Raw genomic sequence first — 22767 nt, forward strand, 5'->3', positions numbered from 1 at the left:
GTGTGAACATGCCGCCCGCCGTTTTCGTGGTGCGGGTGGTCAGCCGCGCGCGAACACCGTGCGGCCGTCGACGATCGTGCGCTCGACCTGGAGGGCGGCGAACGGGCGCCCCGGGCTGCACGGATCCTCGTCGAGCACCGTGATGTCGGCGACCTTGCCGGGCTCGAGGGTGCCCTTCCAGCTCGCGGCGCCGTCCTGGATCGCGGCGTCGGCCGTCATGGTGCGCAGCAGCCGGCGCCGCGTCGCGGCGTCGTCCGCGCGGCCGTCGGCGGCGAGGAGGGCGAGGGACGCATCGAGGCTCGGGCGCCAGTCCGGCGTGGCGATCGGGGCGTCGCTGGTCACGGTGGTCAGCGCCCCGGAGGAGAGCATCTCGGCCAGCGGCCACGCGGCGGCGACGCGGGCCTCGCCGAGCTGCACTGCCGCCCAGGAGTGCGTGTGCGCGGCGATGAGGGGCTGCACGGCGAAGCCGACGCCGAGGCGTTCCGCGCGCCGGATCTGCGCGGGGGTCGCGAGGTCGCCGTGCACGATGTGGTGGGGTCCTGGCGGCGGGGGTGTCTGGCCGTGCCGTTCCAGCGCGATCAGGAACTCCTCGATCGAGCGGTCGCCGGTGGCGTGCACCGCGATCTGGAGACCGCGACCGGCAGCCAGCGCGATCATCTGCTGGAAGGCGCTGAGCGGATCGGCGTCGCCACGCGTGAGCAGGTGCCCGGACGTCCCGTCGGGGTAGGGCTCCGACGTCCAGGCGGTGGCCATCGGCGGGATGCCGTCGGCGAAGATCTTCACGCCGGGGATCGCGAGCCAGCGGGGATCGGTCGACGGCGGCGGCACCGGGAGTCCGGCGGCGAAGTCGTCCAGGGAGCTCTCGCCGTCGATCGTCCCGAAGAGGCGCAGCAGCGTGACGCGCGAGGTCTGCGCGCCCTCCCTGTGCAGCTCCACGTACGCGTCGAGCATGTCGGTGCCGAAGCAGCCGGTCTCGCCGTGGTCCTCGCCGGGGCCGATGCCCGGCTCCGTGTAGCTCGTGACGCCGAGTTCCGCGAGCAGCGCCCACGCCCGACGCAGGGCCCCGCGTCGCTCGTCGGCCGTGGTCACGAGGCGGCCGGTCGGCTGCTCCTCGGGCGGGGTGTCGGAGAAGAACAGGTGCGGCCAGCGCGCGCCCAGCCAGGCGGCGTGGAGATGGGCGTCGTTGAGGCCGGGGATCGCGGTGCGACCGTCGAGCTGCACCACCTCGCGGGCCGGGAGGGCTTCGGCGGCGGCGTCGGTGGCGACGATCACCCCGTCCCGGACGGCGATCGCGGTGGCGACGGAATCGGTGGCGTCGACGGTGTGGATGCGGCCGCCGCGGACGAGGAGGTCGGCGTCGTCGCCGAGGAGTGCGCTGCTCATTATTCCACCAGTGTAGACGTAAAACTCGCGCGCACGGGAGGTCCTGCGCCGGCCGATTCGGCGCGTTGTTCCGCGGCTTGTACCCTGGAGTCATCCCCCGAACACCCCGGCAACCTCATGCGCGCCGGCGACCTCGGCGCGCGCTCACACATGCAAGGACGCAGATGAACGATTCCGCGGCACACCGCGACGAATGGACGGCGAGCGAAGAGCTGGCGGAGCGGATGATCCCGCTCATCGGGGCTCTCAAGCGCGAGCGCGACGTGGTCACCTCGTTGCACGGTCATCGCCTGCTCGGCCTCTCGGCCACCGGCCTCGTCGAGGTGCACGAGCGCGTGGCCCAGCTCGGACACGAGCGCCTGGCGGTCGAGGACAGCCTGGCGGTGCTCGAGGGCATCCACGCCCTGGCCCCCGGAGCCTCGTCGATCGACGTGGCCCGCCTCGTGGAAGGGCACGCGGAGAGCGGCCGCCCGCTCGAGGAGTACCTGGCCGAGACCCTGGCCCCGGCCGTCGGCGCGGTCCCGGCACCGCCGACCGACGTCGTGCTCTACGGCTTCGGCCGCATCGGCCGCCTGCTGTCCCGCATCCTCATCGCGCACACCGGCGGCGGGAGCGGGCTCCGGCTCCGCGCCATCGTCGTGCGCCGCGGCTCCGAGAACGACCTCGTCAAGCGCGCGTCGCTGCTGCTGCGCGACTCGGTGCACGGCCGCTTCGCGGGCTCGGTCACGGTGGACGAGGACGCCGAGCAGATCATCGCCAACGGCACGCGCATCCAGGTCATCTACTCCGACGACCCGGCCGCCGTCGACTACACGGCCTACGGCATCGACGACGCGATCGTCGTCGACAACACCGGCCGCTGGCGTGACGAGGCGGGGCTCTCCCAGCACCTCCGCGCGAAGGGCGTCGCCCGCGTGCTGCTGACCGCGCCCGGCAAGGGCCCGCTGAAGAACATCGTGCAGGGCATCAACGACGACACGATCACCGACGAGGACCGCATCGTCTCGGCGGCGTCGTGCACGACCAACGCCATCACCCCGGTGCTCGCCGCGATCGACGAGGCGTTCGGTGTGGTGAAGGGCCACGTCGAGACCGTGCACTCGTTCACGAACGACCAGAACCTCATCGACAACTTCCACAAGGGCGACCGCCGCGGACGCTCCGCCGTGCTGAACATGGTCATCACCGAGACCGGGGCGGCGAAGGCCGTGGCCAAGGCCCTGCCGCAGCTGGAGGGCAAGCTCACGGGCAGCGCGATCCGCGTCCCCACGCCGGACGTCTCACTCGCGGTGCTGCACCTCACGCTGGAGCGCCCCGCCACCAAGGACCAGGTCAACGACTACCTGCGCCGGGTGTCGCTGCACTCGAAGCTCCGGCAGCAGATCGACTACGTGGAGAGCCCCGAGGTGGTCTCCACGGACTTCGTCGGCTCGCACCGCGCGGGCATCGTCGACGGCCTGGCCACGATCGCCGACGAGGACACCCTCATCCTCTACGTCTGGTATGACAACGAGTTCGGCTACTCCTGCCAGGTGATCCGGGTGCTGGAGACCATGGCGGGGTCGCACCCCGTCGTCCTCCCCACCCGCCGCGAAGTCACCCTCTGACTCCCGACCCACCCCCTTCCGCTCGACCCGGCCCCCTGCGCGCGCACGCAACGGGCCGGGGCGCACGAAAGGGGGTGGGTCGCGGCATGATGAGGGGCATGAAGACCTCACAGTGGCGGGAGGAGCGGCTGCGGTGGCAGGGGCTGACCGCGCCGGAGGCGGACGTGGCGGGAGCGGCGGCGCGGCTGCTCGCGGTGCAGAGCCAGGATTTCACGGCCGGACGGTGGGCGCTGGCCGTGCGGACGAAGGGCGACGCACGCCTCCGCGACGTCGACGCCGCATTCGACCGTGGCGACATCGTCCGGGCCTGGACCATGCGGGGGACGCTGCACACGATCCCCGCGCGCGACCTCGGCTGGGTGCTGGAGATCACGGCCGCACGACAGCAGCAGCAGGCGGCCTCCCGACAGCGGCAGCTCGGCATCGACGACGCCATGATCGACGCGGTCGTCCGGGAGCTCACGCCGCGGCTCCGCGACGGCGGCCTCACCAGGGGCGAGATCTTCCCGGTGCTCGAGGGCATCGGCATCGACCCCTCAGGGCAGCGCGGCATCCACCTGCTGTTCGCGCTGACGGTCTCCGGCGTGCTCGTGCAGGGGCCGGTCGTGCCGCGGGAGGGCATCACGCGGGAGCAGCGGTTCGTGCTCGCGGCGGACCACATCCGCGATCACCCCCGCCCGGAGGACCCGCTGGCCGAGCTGTTCGTCCGCTACGTCGAGGGTCACGGGCCCGCGGGGGTCGCAGACTTCGCGTGGTGGTCGGGGCTGACGCTCGGGCGGTCTCGGGAGGCGGCGGAGCGCGCGGCGACCCGGGTGACCGAGGTCGAGGACGGGGTCTTCGTCGGCCGCACCCCACCCCGGCGCGCGGCGGGCCGTCCGTCCGTGTTCGCCCTCGGCGCCTTCGACGAGTACTACATCTCCTACGCCGACCGCACCGTCGTCTGCGCTCCGGAGCACCTCCCCGTCGTCGGACCGGGGAAGAACGGGATGGTGAGGGCGACCGTGGTGGAGAACGGCCGCGTGATCGGCTGCTGGACCCACGCCGCCGTCGCCCACACCACCCCTCCCACGCTCTTCGAGCCCCCCGAAGATCCCGCCGCCGTCCCCGCCGCCCTAGCCCGCTTCGCCGCCTTCCTCGCTTGACCCTGCCTGCCTCCTGTCGTCGACCCACCCCTTTTCGCGCCTCCCGGCCCCTTACGCCCGCGCGTAACGGGCCGGGGCGCACGCAAGGGGGTGGGTCGGCGGGTCACTCACTCGCGTGGCGGCCCAGGAAGTTGTAGACCTCGTTGTCGTCCACGCCGGGGAACATGCCGCGGGGGAGCGGCGAGAACATGTGGGTGTGCACGCGGGCGCTCGGCCACGCCCGGCCCTTCCAGCGCTCCGTGAGCTCGGCCGACGGACGACGGCAGCACGCCTCGTCGGGGCAGGTCGACCCGGCCCTGTCGTTCGTCTCGCGTCCCCGCCACCACCGGGCGTCGTCGAACGGCACGCCGACCGTGACGGAGAACTCGCCCTCGCTCGACGAGCCGGTCTGCGTGGAGCACCAGAATGTGCCGGACGGGGTGTCCGTGTACTGGTGGTGCTCGACGGTGCGGTTCTGCTCCGTGAAGGCGGAGCGAGCCTGGAACTTCCGGCACACCCGCTGTCCCTCCACCGCTCCCGTCACGTCCATCGGCAGCGGCAGGTCATCGTTCTCGTAGACCCGCGTGATGGCGCCGGTCGAGTCGACGCGCAGGAAGTGCAGCGACATGCCGAGGTGCTGCGTGAGGAGGTTGGTCATGCGCATGCCGGCGGCCTCGTGCGTCACGCCGAAGCCGTCGCGGAAGTCCTCCACCGCGAGGTTGCGATCCTTCTTCGCCTGCTGCAGGAAGGCCACCGCGGCGGTCTCCGGCATCAGGCAGCACGCCGCGAAGTAGTTGATCTCCAGGCGCTGCTGCAGGAAGTCGGCGTAGTCGGTCGGCGGCGTGTGCCCGAGCAGACGGTGCGCCATCGCCTGCAGCGCCATGGACCGCAGGCCGTGTCCGCCGGGGATGGACGCCGGGGGCAGGTAGATGCGGCCGTTCTCGAGGTCCGTGACCGAGCGCGTCGAGTGCGGCAGATCGTTGACGTAGATGAGCTCGAAGCCGAGCTTCTCGGCCATGATGCTCACCGTGCGGTGGGTCAGGGCGCCCTGCGAATGGCCGGCCGCCTTGAGCTGCTTCTCCGCGAGCTTCTCGATGTCCGGGAGGTAGTTGTTCTGCGCGCGCATCCGCAGGCGCAGCTCCGTGTTGGCGCGACGGGCCTCCTCCGGGGTCGCGATGGCCTCGCGCTCGCGGCGCTGCAGCTCGCGGTGCAGCCCGAGGATCGACTCGATGGTCTCGTCGCTCATGCCCTTCGTGACGCGGACGGGAGAGACCCCGAGCTGACGGAACACCGGACTCTCCTGCGCCCGCTCCAGCTCGATCTCCAGGGCCGCGCGGCGGTTCGGCGGCTCGCCGGAGATGAGATCGGTCACCTCCGTGCCGGTGGCCTGCGCGATCGCCTGGAGGAGCGACAGCTTGGGCTCGCGCTTGCCGTTCTCGATGAGGCTGAGCTGGGAGCCGGCGACCCCGACGAGGGCCCCCAGCTCGTCGAGCGTGTAGCCCTTCTCCAGGCGGCGGTGCCGGATGCGGTGGCCGAGGGTCGTGAGGTGGATGCCGGAGGACGCCATAGTTTGAGTCTAGCGAAAGAACCGCGATTCTTACTGCTCGATTTAGCCGAAAGTCCGAGTCAAGGGCGAAGAAGATGGAAGCAACGCCCCACACTTCGAAGGAGCAGTCATGGCCATGGCCGAAGTTCTCACCCCTCGCACGTCCCCTGTCGCCCCGACGCGCACGTTCGGCACCGCTCCCTCCTACGACACCCCCGCGATGGCGGAGCTCGCCGCCTGGGTCGAGGAGATCCGCGCGCTGACGCAGCCGGACGCCGTGCACTGGGTGGACGGTTCGCGCGCCGAGAACGACTGGCTGCTGCGCGGACTCGTCGATGAGGGCAAGCTCATCAAGCTGAACCCCGAGTGGCGTCCCGGCTCGTACCTGGCGCGCTCGCACCCCAGCGACGTCGCCCGCACCGAGGCCCGCACCTTCATCGCCTCGGAGCGCGAGGAGGACGCCGGCCCCACCAACAACTGGGCCGACCCCGCCGAGATGCACGCGAAGATGGACGAGATCTTCGAGGGCTCGATGCGCGGCCGCACGATGTACGTCGTGCCGTTCTCGATGGGTCGCGTCGGCGGACCACTGTCGCACATCGGCGTGCAGATCACCGACAGCGCCTACGCGGTCGCGTCGATCGGCATCATGACCCGCGTGGGGGACGAGGTCACCCGCCAGATCGCCGAGGGCGCGCCCTGGGTCAAGACGGTGCACTCCGTCGGCGCTCCGCTGGAGGCGGGCGAGCCGGACGTCGAGTGGCCCTGCAACGACGACAAGTACATCGTGCACTTCCCCGAGACGCTCGAGGTCTACTCGTACGGCTCGGGCTACGGCGGCAATGCGATCCTCGCGAAGAAGTGCTTCGCGCTGCGCATCGCGTCGGTGATCGCCCGGGACGAGGGCTGGCTCGCCGAGCACATGCTCCTCATCCGCGTGATCGACCCGCAGGGCAAGGCGTACCACGTGGCCGCCGCGTTCCCGTCGGCCTGCGGCAAGACGAACCTCGCGATGCTCCGCCCGACGATCCCGGGCTGGAAGGTCGAGACCCTCGGCGACGACATCGCCTGGATCCGTCCCGGCGAGGACGGACGGCTCTGGGCGATCAACCCGGAGGCCGGCTTCTTCGGCGTCGCGCCCGGCACGGGTGAGTCGACCAACGTCACCGCGGTCGAGACGCTGTGGGGCAACACGATCTTCACCAACGTCGCGCTCCGCCCCGACGGCGACGTGTGGTGGGAGGGCCTGACCGACGAGGCGCCCGCGAGCCTCGTCGACTGGGAGGGCAACGACTGGACGCCCGACTCCGGCCGTCCCGCGGCGCACCCCAACTCGCGCTTCACGGTGTCGGCGGCCCAGTGCCCGCAGATCTCCGAGGACTGGGAGGAGGCCGTGCCGCTCGACGTCATCCTGTTCGGCGGGCGCCGCGCGAGCAACGTGCCGCTCGTGGTCGAGGCCACCGACTGGACCCACGGCGTGTTCCTGGGCTCGAACATCTCCTCCGAGCGCACGGCGGCGGCCGAGGGCACGCTCGGCGAGCTGCGCCGCGACCCCTTCGCGATGCTGCCGTTCTGCGGCTACAACATGGCCGACTACTTCGGTCACTGGCTCAAGGTCGGTCGCGGCCTGCGGTTCGACCGTGCGCCGCGCATCTTCCAGGTGAACTGGTTCCGCCGTGGTGCGGACGGCCGGTTCCTCTGGCCCGGCTTCGGCGACAACTCCCGCGTCGTCGACTGGATCATCCGCCGCGTGGCCGGCGACGTGCCGGCGGTGGACACCCCCATCGGACGCCTGCCGCGCGTGGAGGACCTCAACCTCGACGGCCTCGACATCCCCGCGGAAGACCTCGACGAGCTCTTCTCGGTCGACCCCGAGGCGTGGAAGGCCGAGGCCGACCTCACGGAGGAGTTCTACGACACGTTCGGCGACCGGGTGCCCGCAGCTCTGCGCACCGAGCTCGCGTCGCTGCGCTACCGCCTCGCGAAGGCCTAGCCCCCAGACCGGTGCCGGTTCGGGGGAGCCGGCACCCTCGGCCTCCGGGTCGAGATAGACCCGCGAAGGCGGGGCATCAGAGACGAACCCATGGCTGAGTGGTCTCCGACGCCCCGCCTTCGTGGCACTCACTCCCGTCGAGACCCCGGTTTCGCGTCGAGACCCCGCCCCGCATACGCGCGGAAGGCGGGGTCTCGGCGGGAACGCGGGGTCTCGGCGGTGGGGAGGGAGAGGGGGCAGGAGAGTCAGGCGAGGAGCTGGTGGCGGGCGAGGTCGCGGTAGAGCGGGGTCGACTCCACGAGCTCGGCGTGGGTGCCCTGTCCGACCACCACGCCGTCCTGCAGCACCACGATGAGGTCGCTGTCGACGACGGTGGACAGACGGTGCGCGATCACGACGAGCGTGCGATCCGTGGCCACCGCGTCGATGGCCTCGCGCATGCGCTGCTCGTTCACGCCGTCGAGCGACGAGGTCGACTCGTCCAGCAGGAGGATCGGGGCATCCGTGAGGAGTGCCCGGGCGATCGCGAGCCGCTGCCGTTCGCCGCCGGAGAGCATCACGCCGTCCTCGCCGACCGGGGCGTCGACCCCGAGGGGGTTCCGCTCCAGCACGTCGCCGAGGTTCACGGCGCGGAGCACGCGCTCGCAGTCCGCATCGGTGGCGTCGGGGGAGGCGAGCCGCAGGTTCTCGGCGAGGGTGCCGGCGAGAGTCGGGGCGTCCTGCTCGACGTAGCCGAAGTGGGCGCGGAGCTCGTCCCGCGCGTAGGTGCGGGTGTCGTGTCCCTTCAGACGGATGGAGCCGCCCGTCGGGTCGTAGAAGCGCTCGATGAGGGAGAGGATGGTGCTCTTCCCCGCTCCGCTCGGACCGACCAGCGCCACCCGTGCCCCCCGAGGGACCGCGAACGAGACCCCGCGGAGCACCTCGTGGTCCTGCGGGTCGGGGGCGGCCTCGGCCTGGTCCAGGTGTGCGTCGGCGAGCAGGGTCTGCGCCTCTCGCGCGGCGGCGCGGCGGGCGGCGACGACGTTCTCCGGGTAGCGGAAGCGCACGTCGCGGAACTCCAGGGCGGGGGCGTCCGCACCGGGCTCGTCGTCACGGGGCAGAGCGGCGGCGGTGGCCGCGTCGTCCTGGGTCTCGGTGGGCAGGTCGAGGACCTCCTGGATGCGGCCGAGCGCGCCGAGGGCCTGGTTGACGGAGGTGATCGCGCCGAACGTCGAGGCGAGGGGCATCACCAGCAGGAAGAGGAACATCACGAACGAGATGAGGGCCGCGATCGAGATGGCTCCGGCGGCGACGCGGAAGCCGCCGACGCCGAGCACGACGAGGAGGGAGAGCTGGAGGGCGATGCCGGCGACCGGCACCACGAGCGAGGAGATCTTGGCGATGCGCACGCCGATTCCGTAGGCCTCGGAGGCCCGCTCCGTCACCGCCGCGGTCTCCCGCTCGGTCGCGCCGGAGGCCCGGATGGTGCGGATGGAGCCGACGGCCCGCTCGACACCCGAGGCCAGCTCGCCGACCTTCTCCTGCTGGGCGGTGGACGCCGTGCGGATCCGGCCGCTGAGGGCGACGACGACCACGACCGACACGCCGATCACCACGACGATGAGCAGCAGCAGCACGGGGTCGATGAGCAGCATCGCGATGAGCGCCCCCGCGAAGAGCACGACGTTGCCGACCGCGTCGGCGAGCCCCTGTGTGAGGACGGCGTAGAGCAGCGTCGTGTCGGTGCCGACGCGGGAGACGAGGTCGCCGGTGCGCCGTGCGTCGAACTCGGACGTCGGCAGGTGCAGGATGCGGGCGATGAGCTTGCGGCGGCTGGAGTACACGACCGCGGTGCCGGTGCGCTGCAGCAGGTAGTGCTGGAAGCCGGAGATGATCGACGACACGATCACGAAGCCGACGAGCAGCCACACGAGCACGCCGATCGTGCCGTCCGATTGCACGGCTTCGATGACCTGTCCGACGAGGAGGGGTTGCACGAGCGAGGTCGCGGCACCGAACACGCTGAGGACGGCGACGACGACGAGGGTGCGCTTGTGCTCGAAGAGGAAGGGCAGGAGCTGGCGGAAGGTGGCGCGGGGCCCGTCGGCCGGTGCGCCCCGTCCGCGTCGGCGTGCTGTCGCCGTGCGGGACATGGGGGACCTCGATCTGGAGATGGTACTTCGACCGTACTCGGGGGACGGTCGTTTCCTATGGGGCGGCTGTATGGGCTCAGGTGCGGCCGAAGCGCCGATGTGCCGCCTGCTTCGTGACGCCGAGGGCGCTCGCGATCGCCTGCCACGAGTAGCCGCTCGTGCGGGCGCGACGGACCTGGGCCTCTTCGGCGCGGGCGAGCTCCTTGCGCAGCGCGGCCAGGCGGTGGAGCTCGGCGAGGGGTTCGCCGCCCTCGGCCGCGGCGATGGTGGTCGGTTGAGACATGGGGACCTCCTTCGCGTCAATATTCGTTGACGCGGCGGGCCCCTGTCAAGAAGTGTTGACGAGCACGTTGACTATGTCGCGCGCGAGCTGGAAGACCTCGTCCGGTACCGCAGCAATGCGCAGGTTCTCGAGGCGTCCCGGGCACGGGCGCGCGCCGCCGGCGTCTCCCTGACGCGTGAGAGCATCCTCACCGCCCGTGATCGCGAACGGGACGAGCGCGAGTGAGCGGGACGTCGGAGGCGGTCGTGCTCGATGCCTCGGCCGCGATCGAGGCACTGCTCGGCGAGGAGGTCTGGACGCACGGCGAGGAGTTCCATGCACACACGGGTCTCGACATCGAAGTCCTGTCCGTGCTGCGCCGACTCACGATGCTGTCCTCGATGCCGGCACACGCTGCCCGCGAGGCCCTCGATGCATTCGGGGCGCTGCAGATCACCCGCCATCCGCTGCGCCGGCTCATCCCGCGGATCTGGTCGCTGCGCGAGGACGTCTCCGCGTACGACGCCGGTTATGTCGCGCTCGCGGAGGCCCTCGACGTCCCGCTGCTCACGGCCGATCGCCGGCTGGCGAAGACGGCGGGGCGGTACTGCGACGTCGTGGTGCTGTGAGCGTCTGGCCAGGAAGACGAGAACGGCTGCACCCCGCGGGAGTGCAGCCGTTCGTTTCGTCGTTCGGTCGGCCTAGAGCTCGACCGCGGAGGCCAGACCGAGGTCGTCCTCGTAGTCGTGGTCCTTCGTCTCCGGGGTGAAGATGAGCGCGATGAACGTCAGCACCGCCATCGACGACAGGTACAGTCCCACGAGCCACGGCTCGCCGCCGACAGCCGCCCACAGGGCCACCGCGATGAACGGCGCCACGGCCGCACCGAGGATCGACGACACGTTGTACGCGATCGCGGAGCCGGAGTAGCGCACGTTCGTCGGGAAGAGCTCCGGCAGGAGGGCCCCCATCGGCCCGAACGTCGTGCCCATGAGCATGAAGCCGAACACGAGGAAGGCCTGGGTGAGGGCCCCGGTGAACTTCGGGTCCGCCTGCGGGAGCAGGAAGATGTTGAACGACAGGCCGAAGACGACGATGAGTCCGGTGACCCACAGCAGCAGCTTGCGGCGTCCGATCGCGTCGGCGATCGGCCCGGACAGCAGCGTGAAGATGCCGAAGAACACGACGCCGATGATCTGCATGAGCACGAAGTCCGTGTAGCCGAAGCCGAGGCCCGGATAGAACTGCGCCGCGAACGCGCTCGGGTCGAAGTCTTTTCCGGTCGCTTCCGCCGCAGCACGGGCGGCGGCCGAGGCGGTCTCGAGGTCGGCGGCCTTCGTGCCGTAGGTGAGCGTGAAGTTCGTCATCAGGTAGAACAGCACGTAGGTCGCCAGCATGATGAACGTGCCGAGGATGAGCTGCTTCCAGTGGTGCCGGAACACGGTCGCGAGCGGGAGCTTGCGGATGGCCCCGGTCTTCTCCGCCTTCTTGAACGTGTCCGACTCGACGAGCCGGAGCCGCACCCACAGGCCGATGATGACCATGACGGCGGAGAACAGGAACGGCACGCGCCAGCCCCAGGAGAGGAAGGCCTCCGACTTCAGCGCCGGGTCCTCCGGGTGGGGGAGCGCGAAGTTGATGGCGAGGAAGATGCCGTTCGCGATGATGAAGCCGAGCGGCGCGCCCAGCTGCGGGAACGAGCCGTACCAGGCGCGCTTGCCCTTCGGGGCGTTCTCGGTGGCCACCAGCGCCGCGCCCGACCACTCGCCGCCCAGCGCGAAGCCCTGGGCGAGACGGAGGATCAGCAGGAGCAGCGGGGCGACCCAGCCGATCTGCTGGAAGGTGGGCAGGAGGCCGATCACGAAGGTCGCGATGCCCATGGTGAGGAGCGATGCGACGAGGGTCGCCTTGCGCCCGAACTTGTCGCCGAAGTGCCCGAAGATCACGGCACCGATCGGGCGGGCGACCATCGCCGCGCCGAAGACCGCGAACGACGACAGCAGCGACGCGGTGTCGTTCGTGCTCGGGAAGAAGAGTGTGGGGAAGACGAGCACGGCTGCCGTCGCGTAGACGTAGAAGTCGTAGAACTCGATGGTGGTGCCGACGAGGCTCGCGGTGATGACGCGCGAGCGGGGGTTCGCGGGTGTGGTGGCGGTGCTCAAGGGGTCTCCGATCCTCCGCCGGTATACCAGCGGACTCGGGCGAGTCTACGCCTTCCTGAGAGTTGGCTGGACGTTCATGACGCGATGGTGCCGAGCGCGTCGGTGCCGCCGCGTAGAGTCGGGGAAGACCGGCCGGAGGGGGACCATGACCACGCGGATGCTGCTCCTCGCCGACACGCACGTCCCGAAGCGGGCGAAGCGGCTGCCGGACGCGGTGCTCCAGGCGATCGACGAGGCCGACGTCGTCGTGCACGCGGGGGACTGGGTCGATCTCGCCACCGTCGAGCTGCTCCAGGCCCGCGCGCGCGTGCTCCACGGCGTGCACGGCAACAACGACGGCCCCGAGATCCGCCGGGTGCTGCCGGAGATCGCGCGGTTCACCGTGGAGGACACCGCCGTCGCCATCGTCCATGAGACGGGCGCCGCGACCGGGCGCGAGAAGCGGATGGACCTGGCCTTCCCCGACGCCGGCCTGCTGGTCTTCGGGCACTCGCACATCCCCTGGGACACCGTGACGCCGAACGGGCTGCGCCTGCTCAACCCGGGCTCTCCCACCGACCGGCGACGGCAGCCGGTGCACACGATGATGCACGTCGTGGTCGACGGGCGCGATGTCGAGGCGACCCTGGTGCCGCTCCGATGACGGACGACGGAGCCGACGGGCCGATCGCCTACCGGGCGCCGATGCGCTCGCGCGACGACGCCGTCGCCCCGGGGGTCGCGGTCGAGCGGGCGCTCGCCGGCGGGGTGTGCGGCATGGGCGGGCGGCTCGACCGCGAGCCCCGCTCCCTGACCGCGGCGCTCGCGGCCGTCGATGCCCGTCATGGCGAGCGAGCGGCGCGGCGGCTGGAGCGGTTCGCGGCGCTTCCGACGGGAACCCTCGTCTGGACGCGGGACGTCGACGGGTACTTCTGGCTCGGGACGCTGACGGGGCCGTGGCGCTACGACGACGATCCGGCGGCGGTGGCGGCAGACCTCGTGCACGTGCGCGACTGCACCTGGTCCTCGCGCCCGGTGGCAACCGCCGACGTCCCGCCGGGCGTCACGGCCACGTTCGCCCGCGGCGGACGCAACGGCCAGCGCATCCGGACGGCCGGGGCCGCGGAGCAGTCAGCCGCACTCTGGGAGCGCGGCGTCCGCTGATCCGCGCCTCAGCGCCAGATCGCGGCGATGGCCGCGTTGACCGCGGTGAGGATGCCCACGAGCCAGAAGATCGCCGGCGGCACCACCTGGTCGCGCTTCTGGCGCGCCGTCCCGATCCCGAGCAGGGCGCCGATGGCAAGGAGGATGACGAGCTTCGTGCCGATCTTGGCGTAGTTCATCTCGACGCCTTCGGGGAGGCCCCACGGGGCGGCGAGGGCGAGGCCGGCGACTGCGGCGATCGTCATGCCGATGGTCATCAGACGCGTGAACACCCGCTTGCCGCCGAACGCCTGCGCCGCCCAAGCTCCGAAGAGCACGGCGAAGCCGATGAGGTGGACGAAGAGCACGATGTGGCGCAGGGTCTCCATGCCCTCACCGTACGAGAGTGCGGCGTTCCGCGCCACCAAGGCACGCCTGACCTCGCGCCCGCGATCGGGCGCGAGGTGGAGGGAGTCAGCCGCGCAGCTCGCGGATCACGAGGGCGGTGCGCAGCGCCGCGTCCGCGGCCTCCGCGCCCTTGTCCTCCTTCGAGCCCTCCAGGCCCGCGCGGTCCAGTCCCTGCTTCTCGTCGTCGAGCGTGAGCAGCCCGAACCCGACCGGCTTGCCGGCATCGAGGGAGACCCGGGTGAGGCCGTCCGTCGCCGCCGCCGAGACGTACTCGAAGTGCGGCGTGCCGCCACGGATGATGACCCCGAGGGCGACCACCGCGTCCGCACCGCCGGCGAAGGCGGCCTGTGCGGCCACGGCGAGCTCGAACGAACCGGGCACCCGCACGAGGCGATGCGTCGCCCCCGCCTCGTCGAGTACCCGCTGCGCACCGGCGATCAGGCCGTTCGAGATCACCTCGTGCCAGGTGCCGGCGATCACGACGACCTCCAGCCCCCGCCCGTCGATGTTCCCCGTCTTCGGTGCTCCGGCGCCGCTCATTCCTCGTCCTTTCCTGCCGCGAGAGCCTCGGCGAGCTCTGCCTCGCCGATGATGTGGCCCATGCGGTCGCGCTTGGTCTCCAGATACTGATGGTTGTTCGGGCCCACGCCCACGATCAGCGGCACCTGCTCGACGACGTCGAGGCCGAGCTCGCGCAGCTTGTTCACCTTGTCGGTGTTGTTGGTGAGCAGCCGGACCTTCGAGACGCCGAGGTCGGTGAGGATCCCGGCCGCTGCCGCGTAGTCGCGGGCGTCCGCCGGGAGGCCCAGCGCCAGGTTCGCGTCGACGGTGTCCAGGCCGTCCTCCTGCAGGCTGTAGGCGCGCAGTTTGTTGATGAGCCCGATGCCCCGACCCTCGTGCCCGCGCATGTAGATGACGATGCCGCCCTCGCGGTCGATCGCGTCCAGCGCGGCGTCGAGCTGCGGCCCGCACTCGCACTTCTGGGAGCCGAATGCCTCGCCGGTCAGGCACTCGGAGTGCACGCGGACGAGCGCGGTCTCGGTCGGCTCGCCGGACACGACCGCGATGTGGTCGGTGCCGGTGACGCGGTCCTTATAGGCGAGGAAGCGGAACGTGCCGTGGTCGGTGGGCACGGTGGCGTCGGCACGGAGGCTCACGCGGCGTCCGCGCTGGGCGGCCGGTGTCGCTCCGTCTGGGTCGATCTCGTTGAGATGCGCGATGAGCTGCTCGATCGTGATGACCGGCACACCGTCGCGGGCGCCCAGTTCGAGGAGCCCGGGAAGCCGCATCATGCTGCCGTCCTCGGCGACGACCTCGGCGATGGCGCCGACGGGCCGGAGGCCGGCGAGCTTCATGAGCTCGACCGCGGCCTCGGTGTGGCCGCTCCGCTCGCGAACGCCGCCGTCGACGGCCCGCAGTGGCAGCACGTGGCCGGGGCGGATGAGGCTCGCAGGGGTCGAGTCGGGGTTCGCGAGCACGGTGAGGGTGCGGGCGCGGTCGCTCGCGCTGATCCCGGTCGTCACGCCCTCCGCGGCGTCGACGCTCACGGTGTAGGCGGTGGAGCGGGCGTCCTCGCTGGCCGCGACCATCGGCGGGAGGTTGAGGCTGTCCGCGAGGTCGGTGGGCATCGGCGCGCAGAGGAAGCCGGACGACCAGCGCACCGTCCACGCCACCCATTCGGGGGTGGCGAGCTCGGCGGAGAGGACGACGTCCCCCTCGTTCTCGCGGTTCTCGTCGTCGGCCACGAGCACGGGCCGGCCGGCGCGCAGCGCCTCCAGGGCCTCAGGGATGGTTGCCAGGCTCATCGCGAGCCCCCTTCCGGTGCGGCGCGGAACGCGAGCAGCCGCTCGACGTGCCGCGCGAGGATGTCGGTCTCCAGGTTCACGCGGTCGCCGATCGCGCGGGTGCCGAGGGTGGTCGCCGCCAGGGTCTCCGGGATGAGCGACACCTCGAACCAGTGCCCGCCCCGGGACCCTGAGCCGTCCGGGGTCCCTGAGCCTGTCGAAGGGGTCGCAGGGCTCACCGCGCTCACGGTCAGCGAAGTGCCGTCGACCGAGATGGAGCCCTTGTCGACGACGAGCGGCGCGAGGTCGTCCGGAAGGCTGATGCGGAGCACGCTCCACTGCGCGCCCGGGCGCACCTCGAGCACGACACCGGTCCCGTCGACGTGGCCCTGCACGATATGCCCGCCGAGCCGCGCACCGACGGGCATCGCCTTCTCGATGTTGACTCTCGTGCCGACGGTCGCCGTGCCGAGGGCCGCGACGTCGAGCGTCTGCTTCATGACGTCGGCGTCGAAGGTCTCCGCGGTGGAGCCGACGACGGTCAGGCAGACGCCGGAGACCGCGATCGACTCCCCGTGCACGGCGTCGGCGGCCGCCTTCGGGGCGCGGACCGTGAGCCGCCAGCCGTCGCCCGCCTCGGCGATGGCGGTGATCTCGCCGATCTCCTCGATGATTCCGGTGAACATCAGAGGCTTCCCTCCTTCTCCGGGCCCGTGTGGTCCGGGTCGTCCGCGTCCGCAGGATGCGCGATCGCGAGCAGGTCTGCGCCCAACGGCAGCCACTCGTCCACGACGAGGCGACGTGCCTGGTCGATCGAACGGACACCGATGTCGGTCACGGCCAGGCGGCTCCCGCCCAGGAGGACCGGGGCGACGTAGGCGAGCACACGGTCCGCGAGTCCGGCGGCGAGGAACGCGCTGGCGAGCGTCGGGCCGCCCTCCACGAACAGCGTCTGGATGCCGCGCCCGTGCAGCGCGGCGAGGACCGCCGACAGGTCGTGCGTGTCGAAGAACACCGGCGTGTGCGGATGGCGGTGCACCGCCGCATCCGCAGGGGTGGGCCGGGCGCCGATCACGACCGGGACGGGCTGATGCGGGAGGAGCTCGTCGCCGGCGCGGGCGGTGAGCGCAGGGTCGTCGGCGAGCACGGTGCCGGTGCCGACCGCGATGGCGTCGGCCTCGGCGCGTCGCCGGTGCACGTCGGCACGCGCCTCCGGACCGGTGATCCACTGGCTGGTGCCGTCGTCCGCCGCGGCCCTGCCGTCGAGGCTCTGCGCCCACTTCACGGTGACGTGCGGACGGCCGCGCCGCGCCGCGAAGAGCCAGTCGCCGATCAGCGCCCGCGCCTCCTCGGCCCGTTCCCTGGCTTCGACGCTGACGCCCGCGGCGCGCAGCCGCTCTGCGCCGCCGCCGGAGACCTCACCCGGGTCGTCGAGGGCGTAGACGACCCTGGCCACCCCGGCCTCGATGAGCGCGAGCGCGCACGGACCGGTGCGACCGGTGTGGTTGCACGGTTCGAGGGTGACGACCGCGGTCGCGCCGCGTGCAGCGCCAGGGGCGAGCTTCGACAGCGCGTCGACCTCGGCGTGCGGAGTGCCGGAGCCCCGGTGCCAGCCCTCGGCCAGCACCTCGCCGTCGGGGGAGAGGAGCACGGCGCCCACCTGCGGATTGACTCCGCGGGGGCCTCGGGTCGCGAGGGCGAGCGCGCGATCCATCGCGCGGCGCTCTGTCGCGGTCACTGCCATCCGTCGTCCTCTCTGCGGCCTCGGGGTCGCTGCAGGGTGGCGGAACGGACGCACGCGCGTGCGCCTCGTGCTGCCTCCCTTCCGGACTAGCGAGGTGTCCCTCGCATCACCGTCGGTTCCGGAATTCCACCGGATCGGCATCCCGATCACTCGGAACGCTCGCGGACTGTCACCGCCGGTTCGGATTCCCACCGACCCCGGAGCACGTTGCTGCTCTGAGTGTACTCAACGCGTCCGCGCCCGTTTCATTCCGTGGCAGGGGGGCGGTCCCCGCCCCTCACTTGAGCAGGCGGGAGAGCCGCCGGTCGGCGAGCACCTTGCCGCCGGTCTGACAGGTGGGGCAGTACTCCAGGGAGCGGTCCGCGAAGAAGACGCTGCGCACCTCATCGCCGCAGACCGGACACGCCTCGCCCCGGCGGGCGTGCACCCGCATGCCGCGGCGCTTGGCGTCCTTGAGGTCAGCCGGAGGTTTGCCCGCGGCGGCCGCGACGGCCTCGGCGAGGGTCTCCTGCATCGCCGCGAACAGGCGGTCGATCTCGGCGTCGTCCAGCGTGCCGGCGATCGCATACGGCGACATGCGGGCCGCGTGCAGGATCTCGTCCGAGTAGGCGTTGCCGATGCCCGCGATCACGCCCTGGTCGCGCAGCAGACCCTTGATCTGCATCCGCCGGTCGTCCAGCAGCGCGGCGAAGGCGTCGCGCGTGAAGGACGGATCGAGCGGGTCGGGGCCGAGCCGCGCGATGCCGGGCACCTCGGCGGGGTCGCGGACCACGTACACGGCCAGCGACTTCTTCGTCCCGGCCTCGGTCAGGTCGAAGCCGCTGCCGTCGTCGAGAGCGATCCGCAGCGCGATGGGCGACTTGCCCGGCTTGAGGAGCGTGGTCGGCAGGGTGTCGTACCAGCGCAGCCATCCGGCCTTCGCCAGGTGGAAGACGAGGTGCAGCTCGGACCCGCAGGAGAGCACCACGAACTTGCCGCGACGCTCCGCCCCGGTGATCGCCGCGCCTTCCAGCGCCGAGATCGGCGGGTCGTAGGTCTTCAGCGCGGCGATCGCGGCCACGGAGGCACGGGTGATCGTGCGTCCGGTGGTGCGCTCGCCGAGGAACGCGACGAGTCCTTCGACCTCCGGCATCTCAGGCATGCAGCCATCCTGTCACCGGGGTCCGACGCTGTCACGCGTCGGTCGTCCGTTCAGAGCACCGGCCACTCGACCGGCGTCCGGTCGTCGTCGCGCAGCAGCCCGGCGAGCCAGCCGTCGTCCCGTCCGCGCTGGCTGGTGAGTCCCTGACGCATGGTGCCCTCGAAGCGGAAGCCGAGGGCGCGGGCCGCGCGGGCGGAGGGGATGTTGCCCACGACGGCCTGCCAGCGGATGCGGGCGAGGCCGAGCTCCGCGAAGCCCCAGTCGAGCACGGCCCGCGCGGCCTCGACGAGGTAGCCGCGGCCGCGGGCATCGGCGACGACCCAGTAGCCGAGCTCGGCGTGGCCGCCGGCCGCGTGCTCGACGATGTGGTGGAGCCCCACCATGCCCACGAGCGCGCCGTCGGCGTAGACGCCCCAGACGGTCTGCGAGCCGTCCTCCCACCACTGCTCGACGAGGGCGACGAAGTCCTCCGCGTCCTGCCGGAAGTAGGGGGAGGGCACCGTCGTCCACCGCGCGATCTCCGGGTCCTGGCAGGCCTCGGTGATCGCGTCGACATCCGCCTCCGTCGGGGCATGGAGGACGAGTCGTGCGGTGGTGAGGGTGACCGGAAGCATCCCTCCAGCCTAAGACGCTCGACCCGGCCCCTTCGGTTCGCCCCGGCCCCTTCCGCGCGTCCGTAACGGGGTGGGAGGCACGGAAAGGGGTGGGAGGGGAGGAAGCCGACCGCAGTGTCCGTGGGCGCGATTAGGCTTGTCCGGTGACTGTTCCGGGGATTCTGCGCGCCTTGGAAGAGGCGTCTCTGTATCGTGACGCTCTCGCCTGGGCGCACACCGACGCCGACCTCGGCCTGGTCGACGGGCTCGACGCGCCCGTGCTCGCCGGCCTGCTCGCCCAACGCGCGGCGGCCGGCCACCCGGCGGCGCTGCTGGCCGTCGTGCCAACGGGGCGCCGGGCGGAATCGGTGGCGCAGGCCCTGGAGACGTACGTCCCGGACGCCGAGGTGCTCACCTTCCCCGCCTGGGAGACGCTGCCGCACGAGCGCCTCAGCCCGAGTCCGGACACGGTCGGCCTGCGACTGCAGACCCTGCGGCGCGTCGCCGAATGGTCCGGGGAGCGCCCTCTCGTGGTCGTGGCCTCCGTGCGCGCCGCGCTCCAGCCCATCGCTGGTAACCTCGGCGACATCGTGCCGCTGGAGCTGACGGTGGGCAGCCGCGGCAAAGAGCTCGACCACGTCGCCGAGCAGCTCGTCGAACGGGCCTACTCCCGCGTCGACATGGTGTCGCGACGAGGCGAGTTCGCGGTCCGCGGCGGCATCCTCGACGTCTTCCCTCCCACGTCGGAGCACCCCTACCGCGTGGAGTTCTTCGGCGACGAGATCGATCAGATCCGCGCGTTCTCCGTGGCGGACCAGCGCTCGCTCCCCGGCGACGTGCCGCGCGTCGACCTCCCGCCCAGCCGCGAGCTCCTGCTCACGGCCGAGGTGCGGGAGCGCGCCAGGGCGCTCATCGGGGGCTTCCCGGCCATCAGCGGCATGCTCGAGAAGATGGCCGAGGGCATCCCGGTCGAGGGCATGGAGTCGCTGCTGCCCGCGGTCGCCGGCCCGCTCAAGTCGCTCGTCGAGTACCTGCCCGAGGGCACGGCGACCGCCGTCATCGACCCGGAGCGCTCGACCGCCCGCGCCCTCACCCTCGGCGAGACGAACCGCGAGTTCCTCGACGCCGCCTGGAGCGCGGCGACCTCTGGGGCCTCGGCCCCCATCGACCTCGGCGCCGGCGACTTCCTCACCATCGCCGACCTGCGCGAGGTCGTCCGCGACCGCGGCGGCGTGTGGTGGCGCCTGAGCCCGTTCGGGATCGGCGACGCGACCGTGGAGAGCGTCGAGGCGGCCACCGTCATCCCCTCCTTCCACGGCAACGTCGACGGCGCGATCGCCTTCGTCGACGCGAAGGTCGCCGAGGGCTGGAGGGTGGTCGTGCTCGCGACCGGACACGGCCTCGTCGACCGCGCCCGCGACGTGCTGTCCGACCGCGGCATCGCGGCCCGGGTCGTCGAGACCATCGCGGACGCGCCGGACGCGGGGGTCGCGACCCTCACCGTCGGCGGCGTCGAGGCCGGCTTCCAGGTGCCGGAGGCGAAGCTCGCCGTCCTCACCGACAACGAGTTCTACGGCCGCACGATCGGCGGCGACCAGCGCGTCGTCAAGAAGCTCGCCTCCCGTCGGAAGAACGTCGTCGACCCGCTGCAGCTCAAGCAGGGCGACTTCGTCGTGCATGCGACGCACGGCATCGGCCGGTTCGTCGAGATGACCCAGCGCGAGGTCTCCACCGGCGGCCGCAACGCGGCGAAGTCCGTCCGCGACTACCTCGTGCTGGAGTATGCGCCGTCGAAGCGCGGCTACCCCGGGGACAAGCTGTTCGTCCCCACCGACCAGCTCGACCTCCTGTCGAAGTACGTCGGTGGCGAGGCCCCGACCCTGTCGAAGATGGGCGGCAGCGACTGGGCGCAGGCCAAGGGCAAGGCGCGCAAGGCGGTCCGCGACATCGCCGTCGAGCTCGTCAAGCTCTACTCCGCCCGGATGAGCGCGAAGGGGTACGCCTTCGGCCCGGACACCCCCTGGCAGCGTGAGCTGGAGGAGGCGTTCCCGTTCGCGGAGACGCAGGACCAGCTGCAGACCATCGACGAGATCAAGGCCGACATGGAGCGGCCGATCCCGATGGACCGGCTGCTCTCCGGCGACGTCGGCTTCGGCAAGACCGAGGTCGCCGTCCGCGCGGCGTTCAAGGCCATCCAGGACGGCAAGCAGGTGGCGATGCTCGTGCCGACGACCCTGCTCGTCAAGCAGCACCTCGAGACGTTCACCGAGCGCTTCGCCGGGTTCCCGGTCAAGGTGCGGCCGCTGTCCCGGTTCCAGACCGACAAGGAGGCGCAGCTCACACTGCAGGGCCTCCTCGACGGCTCGGTGGACATGGTGATCGGCACGCACCGCATCCTCACGGACCAGGTGCTGTTCAAGGACCTCGGCCTCATGATCATCGACGAGGAGCAGCGCTTCGGGGTCGAGCACAAGGACGCGCTGAAGAAGATGAAGACCAACGTCGACATCCTCGCCATGAGCGCCACCCCGATCCCGCGCACCCTGGAGATGGCGGTCACCGGCATCCGCGAGATGTCGACGCTCGCCACGCCCCCGGAGGACCGGCACCCGATCCTCTCGTTCGTCGGACCCCGCAGCGACAAGCAGATCGCCGCCGCCATCCGTCGCGAGATCCTCCGCGAGGGGCAGGTCTTCTTCGTGCACAACCGCGTGCAGTCGATCCAGCGGGTCGCGGCCGAGCTCGCCGAGCTGGTCCCCGAGGCGCGGATCGCCGTGGCGCACGGTCAGATGGGGGAGCACGCGCTGGAGCAGGTCGTCGACGACTTCTGGGAGCGCAAGTTCGACGTCCTGGTCTCGACCACGATCATCGAGACCGGCCTCGACATCTCCAACGCGAACACGATCATCATCGACCGCGCCGACAAGTACGGCCTCAGCCAGCTCCACCAGCTCCGCGGACGCGTGGGCCGCGGACGCGAGCGCGCCTACGCGTACTTCCTCTACGACGACATGAAGCCGCTGAGCGAGACCGCGGCCGACCGGCTGCAGACCATCGCGGTCAACAACGACCTCGGTTCCGGTATGCAGGTCGCCCTCAAGGACCTCGAGCTGCGCGGTGCCGGAAACCTCCTCGGCGCTGAACAGGCCGGGCACATCGCCGGGGTCGGCTTCGACCTGTATCTGCGCATGATCGGCGAGGCCGTCGCGACCTTCCGCGGCGAGGAGGTCGAGACCGGGCAGGAGCTCCGGCTCGAGCTGCCGCTCGACGCCCGCATCCCCGAGGACTACATCGACAGCGAGCGCCTCCGGCTCGAGGCCTACCAGAAGCTCTCCGCCGCCTCGGCCGCGACCGCGAAGGACGACGCCATCGACCTCGTGGTGGAGGAGCTCGTCGACCGGTACGGCACGCCGCCGGAGGAGGTCACCGGACTCGTGTCGATCGCGCGACTGCGGCGCCGGGCGGCCAGGGCCGGGCTCACCGACGTCGTGGCCATGGGGTCGAACCTGCGCCTCGCGCCCGCCCGCCTCGAGGACTCGATCAAGGTCCGGCTGCAGCGGCTGTATCCGAAGGCGAAGCTCGTCTCCGGCGGGGAGGCTCTCGTCGTGCCGATGCCCACCGTGCCCGCGGCGGTCGGCGTGGGCGTGGAGCCGCTGCCCGACGCGGAGCTGCTCGCCTGGGTCGACCAGCTGTTCACCGCCATCTTCCCCGAGCCCGCCAAGCCCGAGTGACCCGGTGGTGATGATCTCCGAAGTCGTGCACGCCGCAG

At 71.5% G+C, this 22767-nt stretch carries 19 protein-coding genes and 1 riboswitch; of the genes, 7 read left to right on the plus strand and 12 right to left on the minus strand.

Features of this window, described 5'->3' with window-relative positions:
• Window positions 1-39 precede the first annotated feature (39 nt).
• Complete coding sequence (locus tag B2W79_RS09415) at window positions 40-1383, minus strand: amidohydrolase (protein WP_292788888.1); 1344 nt, start codon at window positions 1381-1383, stop codon at window positions 40-42.
• A gap of 164 nt (window positions 1384-1547) precedes the next feature.
• Here B2W79_RS09415 and B2W79_RS09420 point away from each other — a divergent pair, with 164 nt between their 5' ends.
• Entirely contained in the window at window positions 1548-2990 is a 1443-nt protein-coding gene (locus tag B2W79_RS09420) for a glyceraldehyde-3-phosphate dehydrogenase (protein ID WP_292788891.1), read from the plus strand.
• A 98-nt stretch (window positions 2991-3088) separates the two neighbouring features.
• Window positions 3089-4132 carry a winged helix DNA-binding domain-containing protein gene (locus B2W79_RS09425; protein ID WP_292788894.1) on the plus strand — a complete coding sequence of 348 codons (1044 nt, stop codon included), beginning with the start codon at window positions 3089-3091 and terminating at the stop codon, window positions 4130-4132.
• A gap of 103 nt (window positions 4133-4235) precedes the next feature.
• On the opposite strand, the gene B2W79_RS09430 is transcribed toward B2W79_RS09425, so the two are convergent.
• Window positions 4236-5678 carry an XRE family transcriptional regulator gene (locus tag B2W79_RS09430; RefSeq protein ID WP_292788896.1) on the minus strand — a complete coding sequence of 481 codons (1443 nt, stop codon included), beginning with the start codon at window positions 5676-5678 and terminating at the stop codon, window positions 4236-4238.
• Between the two features lie 109 nt (window positions 5679-5787).
• Between B2W79_RS09430 and B2W79_RS09435 the strand changes: the two genes are divergently transcribed.
• Window positions 5788-7650 carry a phosphoenolpyruvate carboxykinase (GTP) gene (locus tag B2W79_RS09435; protein WP_396654763.1) on the plus strand — a complete coding sequence of 621 codons (1863 nt, stop codon included), beginning with the start codon at window positions 5788-5790 and terminating at the stop codon, window positions 7648-7650.
• A 245-nt stretch (window positions 7651-7895) separates the two neighbouring features.
• Here B2W79_RS09435 and B2W79_RS09440 read toward each other — a convergent pair whose 3' ends face one another.
• Together B2W79_RS09440 and B2W79_RS09445 are read right to left on the minus strand one after the other, a co-directional pair.
• Window positions 7896-9782, minus strand: a complete 1887-nt coding sequence (locus tag B2W79_RS09440) for an ABC transporter ATP-binding protein (protein ID WP_292788899.1) — start codon at window positions 9780-9782, stop codon at window positions 7896-7898.
• Window positions 9783-9858: 76 nt separating this feature from the next.
• Window positions 9859-10065, minus strand: a complete 207-nt coding sequence (locus B2W79_RS09445; protein ID WP_060923460.1) for a hypothetical protein — start codon at window positions 10063-10065, stop codon at window positions 9859-9861.
• A 221-nt stretch (window positions 10066-10286) separates the two neighbouring features.
• Here B2W79_RS09445 and B2W79_RS09450 point away from each other — a divergent pair, with 221 nt between their 5' ends.
• Window positions 10287-10673, plus strand: coding sequence for a type II toxin-antitoxin system VapC family toxin (locus tag B2W79_RS09450; protein WP_292788903.1), 387 nt, complete (start codon window positions 10287-10289; stop codon window positions 10671-10673).
• A gap of 72 nt (window positions 10674-10745) precedes the next feature.
• Here B2W79_RS09450 and B2W79_RS09455 read toward each other — a convergent pair whose 3' ends face one another.
• Window positions 10746-12206 (minus strand): MFS transporter, encoded by a 1461-nt coding sequence (locus B2W79_RS09455; protein ID WP_071328121.1) that lies wholly within the window; start codon window positions 12204-12206, stop codon window positions 10746-10748.
• 145 nt (window positions 12207-12351) lie between these two features.
• On the opposite strand from B2W79_RS09455, the gene B2W79_RS09460 reads away from it, so the two are divergent.
• The gene (locus tag B2W79_RS09460; RefSeq protein WP_292788906.1) at window positions 12352-12849 is read left to right on the plus strand and encodes a metallophosphoesterase family protein; all 498 of its coding nucleotides are present in this window, start codon (window positions 12352-12354) and stop codon (window positions 12847-12849) included.
• On the plus strand, window positions 12846-13349 hold the full coding sequence (locus B2W79_RS09465; protein WP_292788909.1) for a GAF domain-containing protein: 504 nt from the start codon (window positions 12846-12848) through the stop codon (window positions 13347-13349). The genes B2W79_RS09460 and B2W79_RS09465 overlap by 4 nt, the downstream gene beginning before the upstream one ends.
• 8 nt (window positions 13350-13357) lie before the next feature.
• Here B2W79_RS09465 and B2W79_RS09470 read toward each other — a convergent pair whose 3' ends face one another.
• From B2W79_RS09470 to B2W79_RS09500, 7 genes are all read right to left on the minus strand, one after another.
• Window positions 13358-13717, minus strand: a complete 360-nt coding sequence (locus B2W79_RS09470; RefSeq protein WP_071328707.1) for a Fe-S protein — start codon at window positions 13715-13717, stop codon at window positions 13358-13360.
• Between the two features lie 85 nt (window positions 13718-13802).
• Window positions 13803-14276, minus strand: a complete 474-nt coding sequence (ribH, locus tag B2W79_RS09475; protein WP_025103903.1) for a 6,7-dimethyl-8-ribityllumazine synthase — start codon at window positions 14274-14276, stop codon at window positions 13803-13805.
• Window positions 14273-15541, minus strand: a complete 1269-nt coding sequence (gene ribA, locus B2W79_RS09480; RefSeq protein WP_292788916.1) for a GTP cyclohydrolase II — start codon at window positions 15539-15541, stop codon at window positions 14273-14275. Before ribA ends, ribH begins: the two co-directional genes overlap by 4 nt.
• The gene (locus tag B2W79_RS09485) at window positions 15538-16206 is read right to left on the minus strand and encodes a riboflavin synthase (RefSeq protein WP_292788919.1); all 669 of its coding nucleotides are present in this window, start codon (window positions 16204-16206) and stop codon (window positions 15538-15540) included. The genes ribA and B2W79_RS09485 overlap by 4 nt, the downstream gene beginning before the upstream one ends.
• Window positions 16206-17264 carry a bifunctional diaminohydroxyphosphoribosylaminopyrimidine deaminase/5-amino-6-(5-phosphoribosylamino)uracil reductase RibD gene (gene ribD, locus B2W79_RS09490; protein WP_292788922.1) on the minus strand — a complete coding sequence of 353 codons (1059 nt, stop codon included), beginning with the start codon at window positions 17262-17264 and terminating at the stop codon, window positions 16206-16208. Before ribD ends, B2W79_RS09485 begins: the two co-directional genes overlap by 1 nt.
• A 64-nt stretch (window positions 17265-17328) precedes the next feature.
• Window positions 17329-17473: riboswitch (FMN riboswitch) on the minus strand.
• Window positions 17474-17541: 68 nt separating this feature from the next.
• Window positions 17542-18405 carry an Fpg/Nei family DNA glycosylase gene (locus B2W79_RS09495; RefSeq protein WP_071328127.1) on the minus strand — a complete coding sequence of 288 codons (864 nt, stop codon included), beginning with the start codon at window positions 18403-18405 and terminating at the stop codon, window positions 17542-17544.
• 50 nt (window positions 18406-18455) lie between these two features.
• Entirely contained in the window at window positions 18456-19019 is a 564-nt protein-coding gene (locus B2W79_RS09500) for a GNAT family N-acetyltransferase (protein ID WP_071328128.1), read from the minus strand.
• 143 nt (window positions 19020-19162) lie between these two features.
• On the opposite strand from B2W79_RS09500, the gene mfd reads away from it, so the two are divergent.
• Complete coding sequence (gene mfd / locus B2W79_RS09505) at window positions 19163-22729, plus strand: transcription-repair coupling factor (protein ID WP_292788927.1); 3567 nt, start codon at window positions 19163-19165, stop codon at window positions 22727-22729.
• Window positions 22730-22767 lie beyond the last annotated feature (38 nt).

Origin of the sequence: Microbacterium sp. UBA7513, from assembly GCF_002478345.1 — a bacterium.
Classification (GTDB): Bacteria; Actinomycetota; Actinomycetes; order Actinomycetales; family Microbacteriaceae; genus Microbacterium.

Coding starts and splice junctions, on each gene's coding strand:
- B2W79_RS09415 (WP_292788888.1), bottom strand. CDS start 1,383: ATGAGCAGCGCACTCCTCGGCGACGACGCCGACCTCCTCGTCCGCGGC.
- B2W79_RS09420 (WP_292788891.1), top strand. CDS start 1,548: ATGAACGATTCCGCGGCACACCGCGACGAATGGACGGCGAGCGAAGAG.
- B2W79_RS09425 (WP_292788894.1), top strand. CDS start 3,089: ATGAAGACCTCACAGTGGCGGGAGGAGCGGCTGCGGTGGCAGGGGCTG.
- B2W79_RS09430 (WP_292788896.1), bottom strand. CDS start 5,678: ATGGCGTCCTCCGGCATCCACCTCACGACCCTCGGCCACCGCATCCGG.
- B2W79_RS09435 (WP_396654763.1), top strand. CDS start 5,788: ATGGCCATGGCCGAAGTTCTCACCCCTCGCACGTCCCCTGTCGCCCCG.
- B2W79_RS09440 (WP_292788899.1), bottom strand. CDS start 9,782: ATGTCCCGCACGGCGACAGCACGCCGACGCGGACGGGGCGCACCGGCC.
- B2W79_RS09445 (WP_060923460.1), bottom strand. CDS start 10,065: ATGTCTCAACCGACCACCATCGCCGCGGCCGAGGGCGGCGAACCCCTC.
- B2W79_RS09460 (WP_292788906.1), top strand. CDS start 12,352: ATGACCACGCGGATGCTGCTCCTCGCCGACACGCACGTCCCGAAGCGG.
- B2W79_RS09465 (WP_292788909.1), top strand. CDS start 12,846: ATGACGGACGACGGAGCCGACGGGCCGATCGCCTACCGGGCGCCGATG.
- B2W79_RS09470 (WP_071328707.1), bottom strand. CDS start 13,717: ATGGAGACCCTGCGCCACATCGTGCTCTTCGTCCACCTCATCGGCTTC.
- ribH (WP_025103903.1), bottom strand. CDS start 14,276: ATGAGCGGCGCCGGAGCACCGAAGACGGGGAACATCGACGGGCGGGGG.
- ribA (WP_292788916.1), bottom strand. CDS start 15,541: ATGAGCCTGGCAACCATCCCTGAGGCCCTGGAGGCGCTGCGCGCCGGC.
- B2W79_RS09485 (WP_292788919.1), bottom strand. CDS start 16,206: ATGTTCACCGGAATCATCGAGGAGATCGGCGAGATCACCGCCATCGCC.
- ribD (WP_292788922.1), bottom strand. CDS start 17,264: ATGGCAGTGACCGCGACAGAGCGCCGCGCGATGGATCGCGCGCTCGCC.
- B2W79_RS09495 (WP_071328127.1), bottom strand. CDS start 18,405: ATGCCTGAGATGCCGGAGGTCGAAGGACTCGTCGCGTTCCTCGGCGAG.
- B2W79_RS09500 (WP_071328128.1), bottom strand. CDS start 19,019: ATGCTTCCGGTCACCCTCACCACCGCACGACTCGTCCTCCATGCCCCG.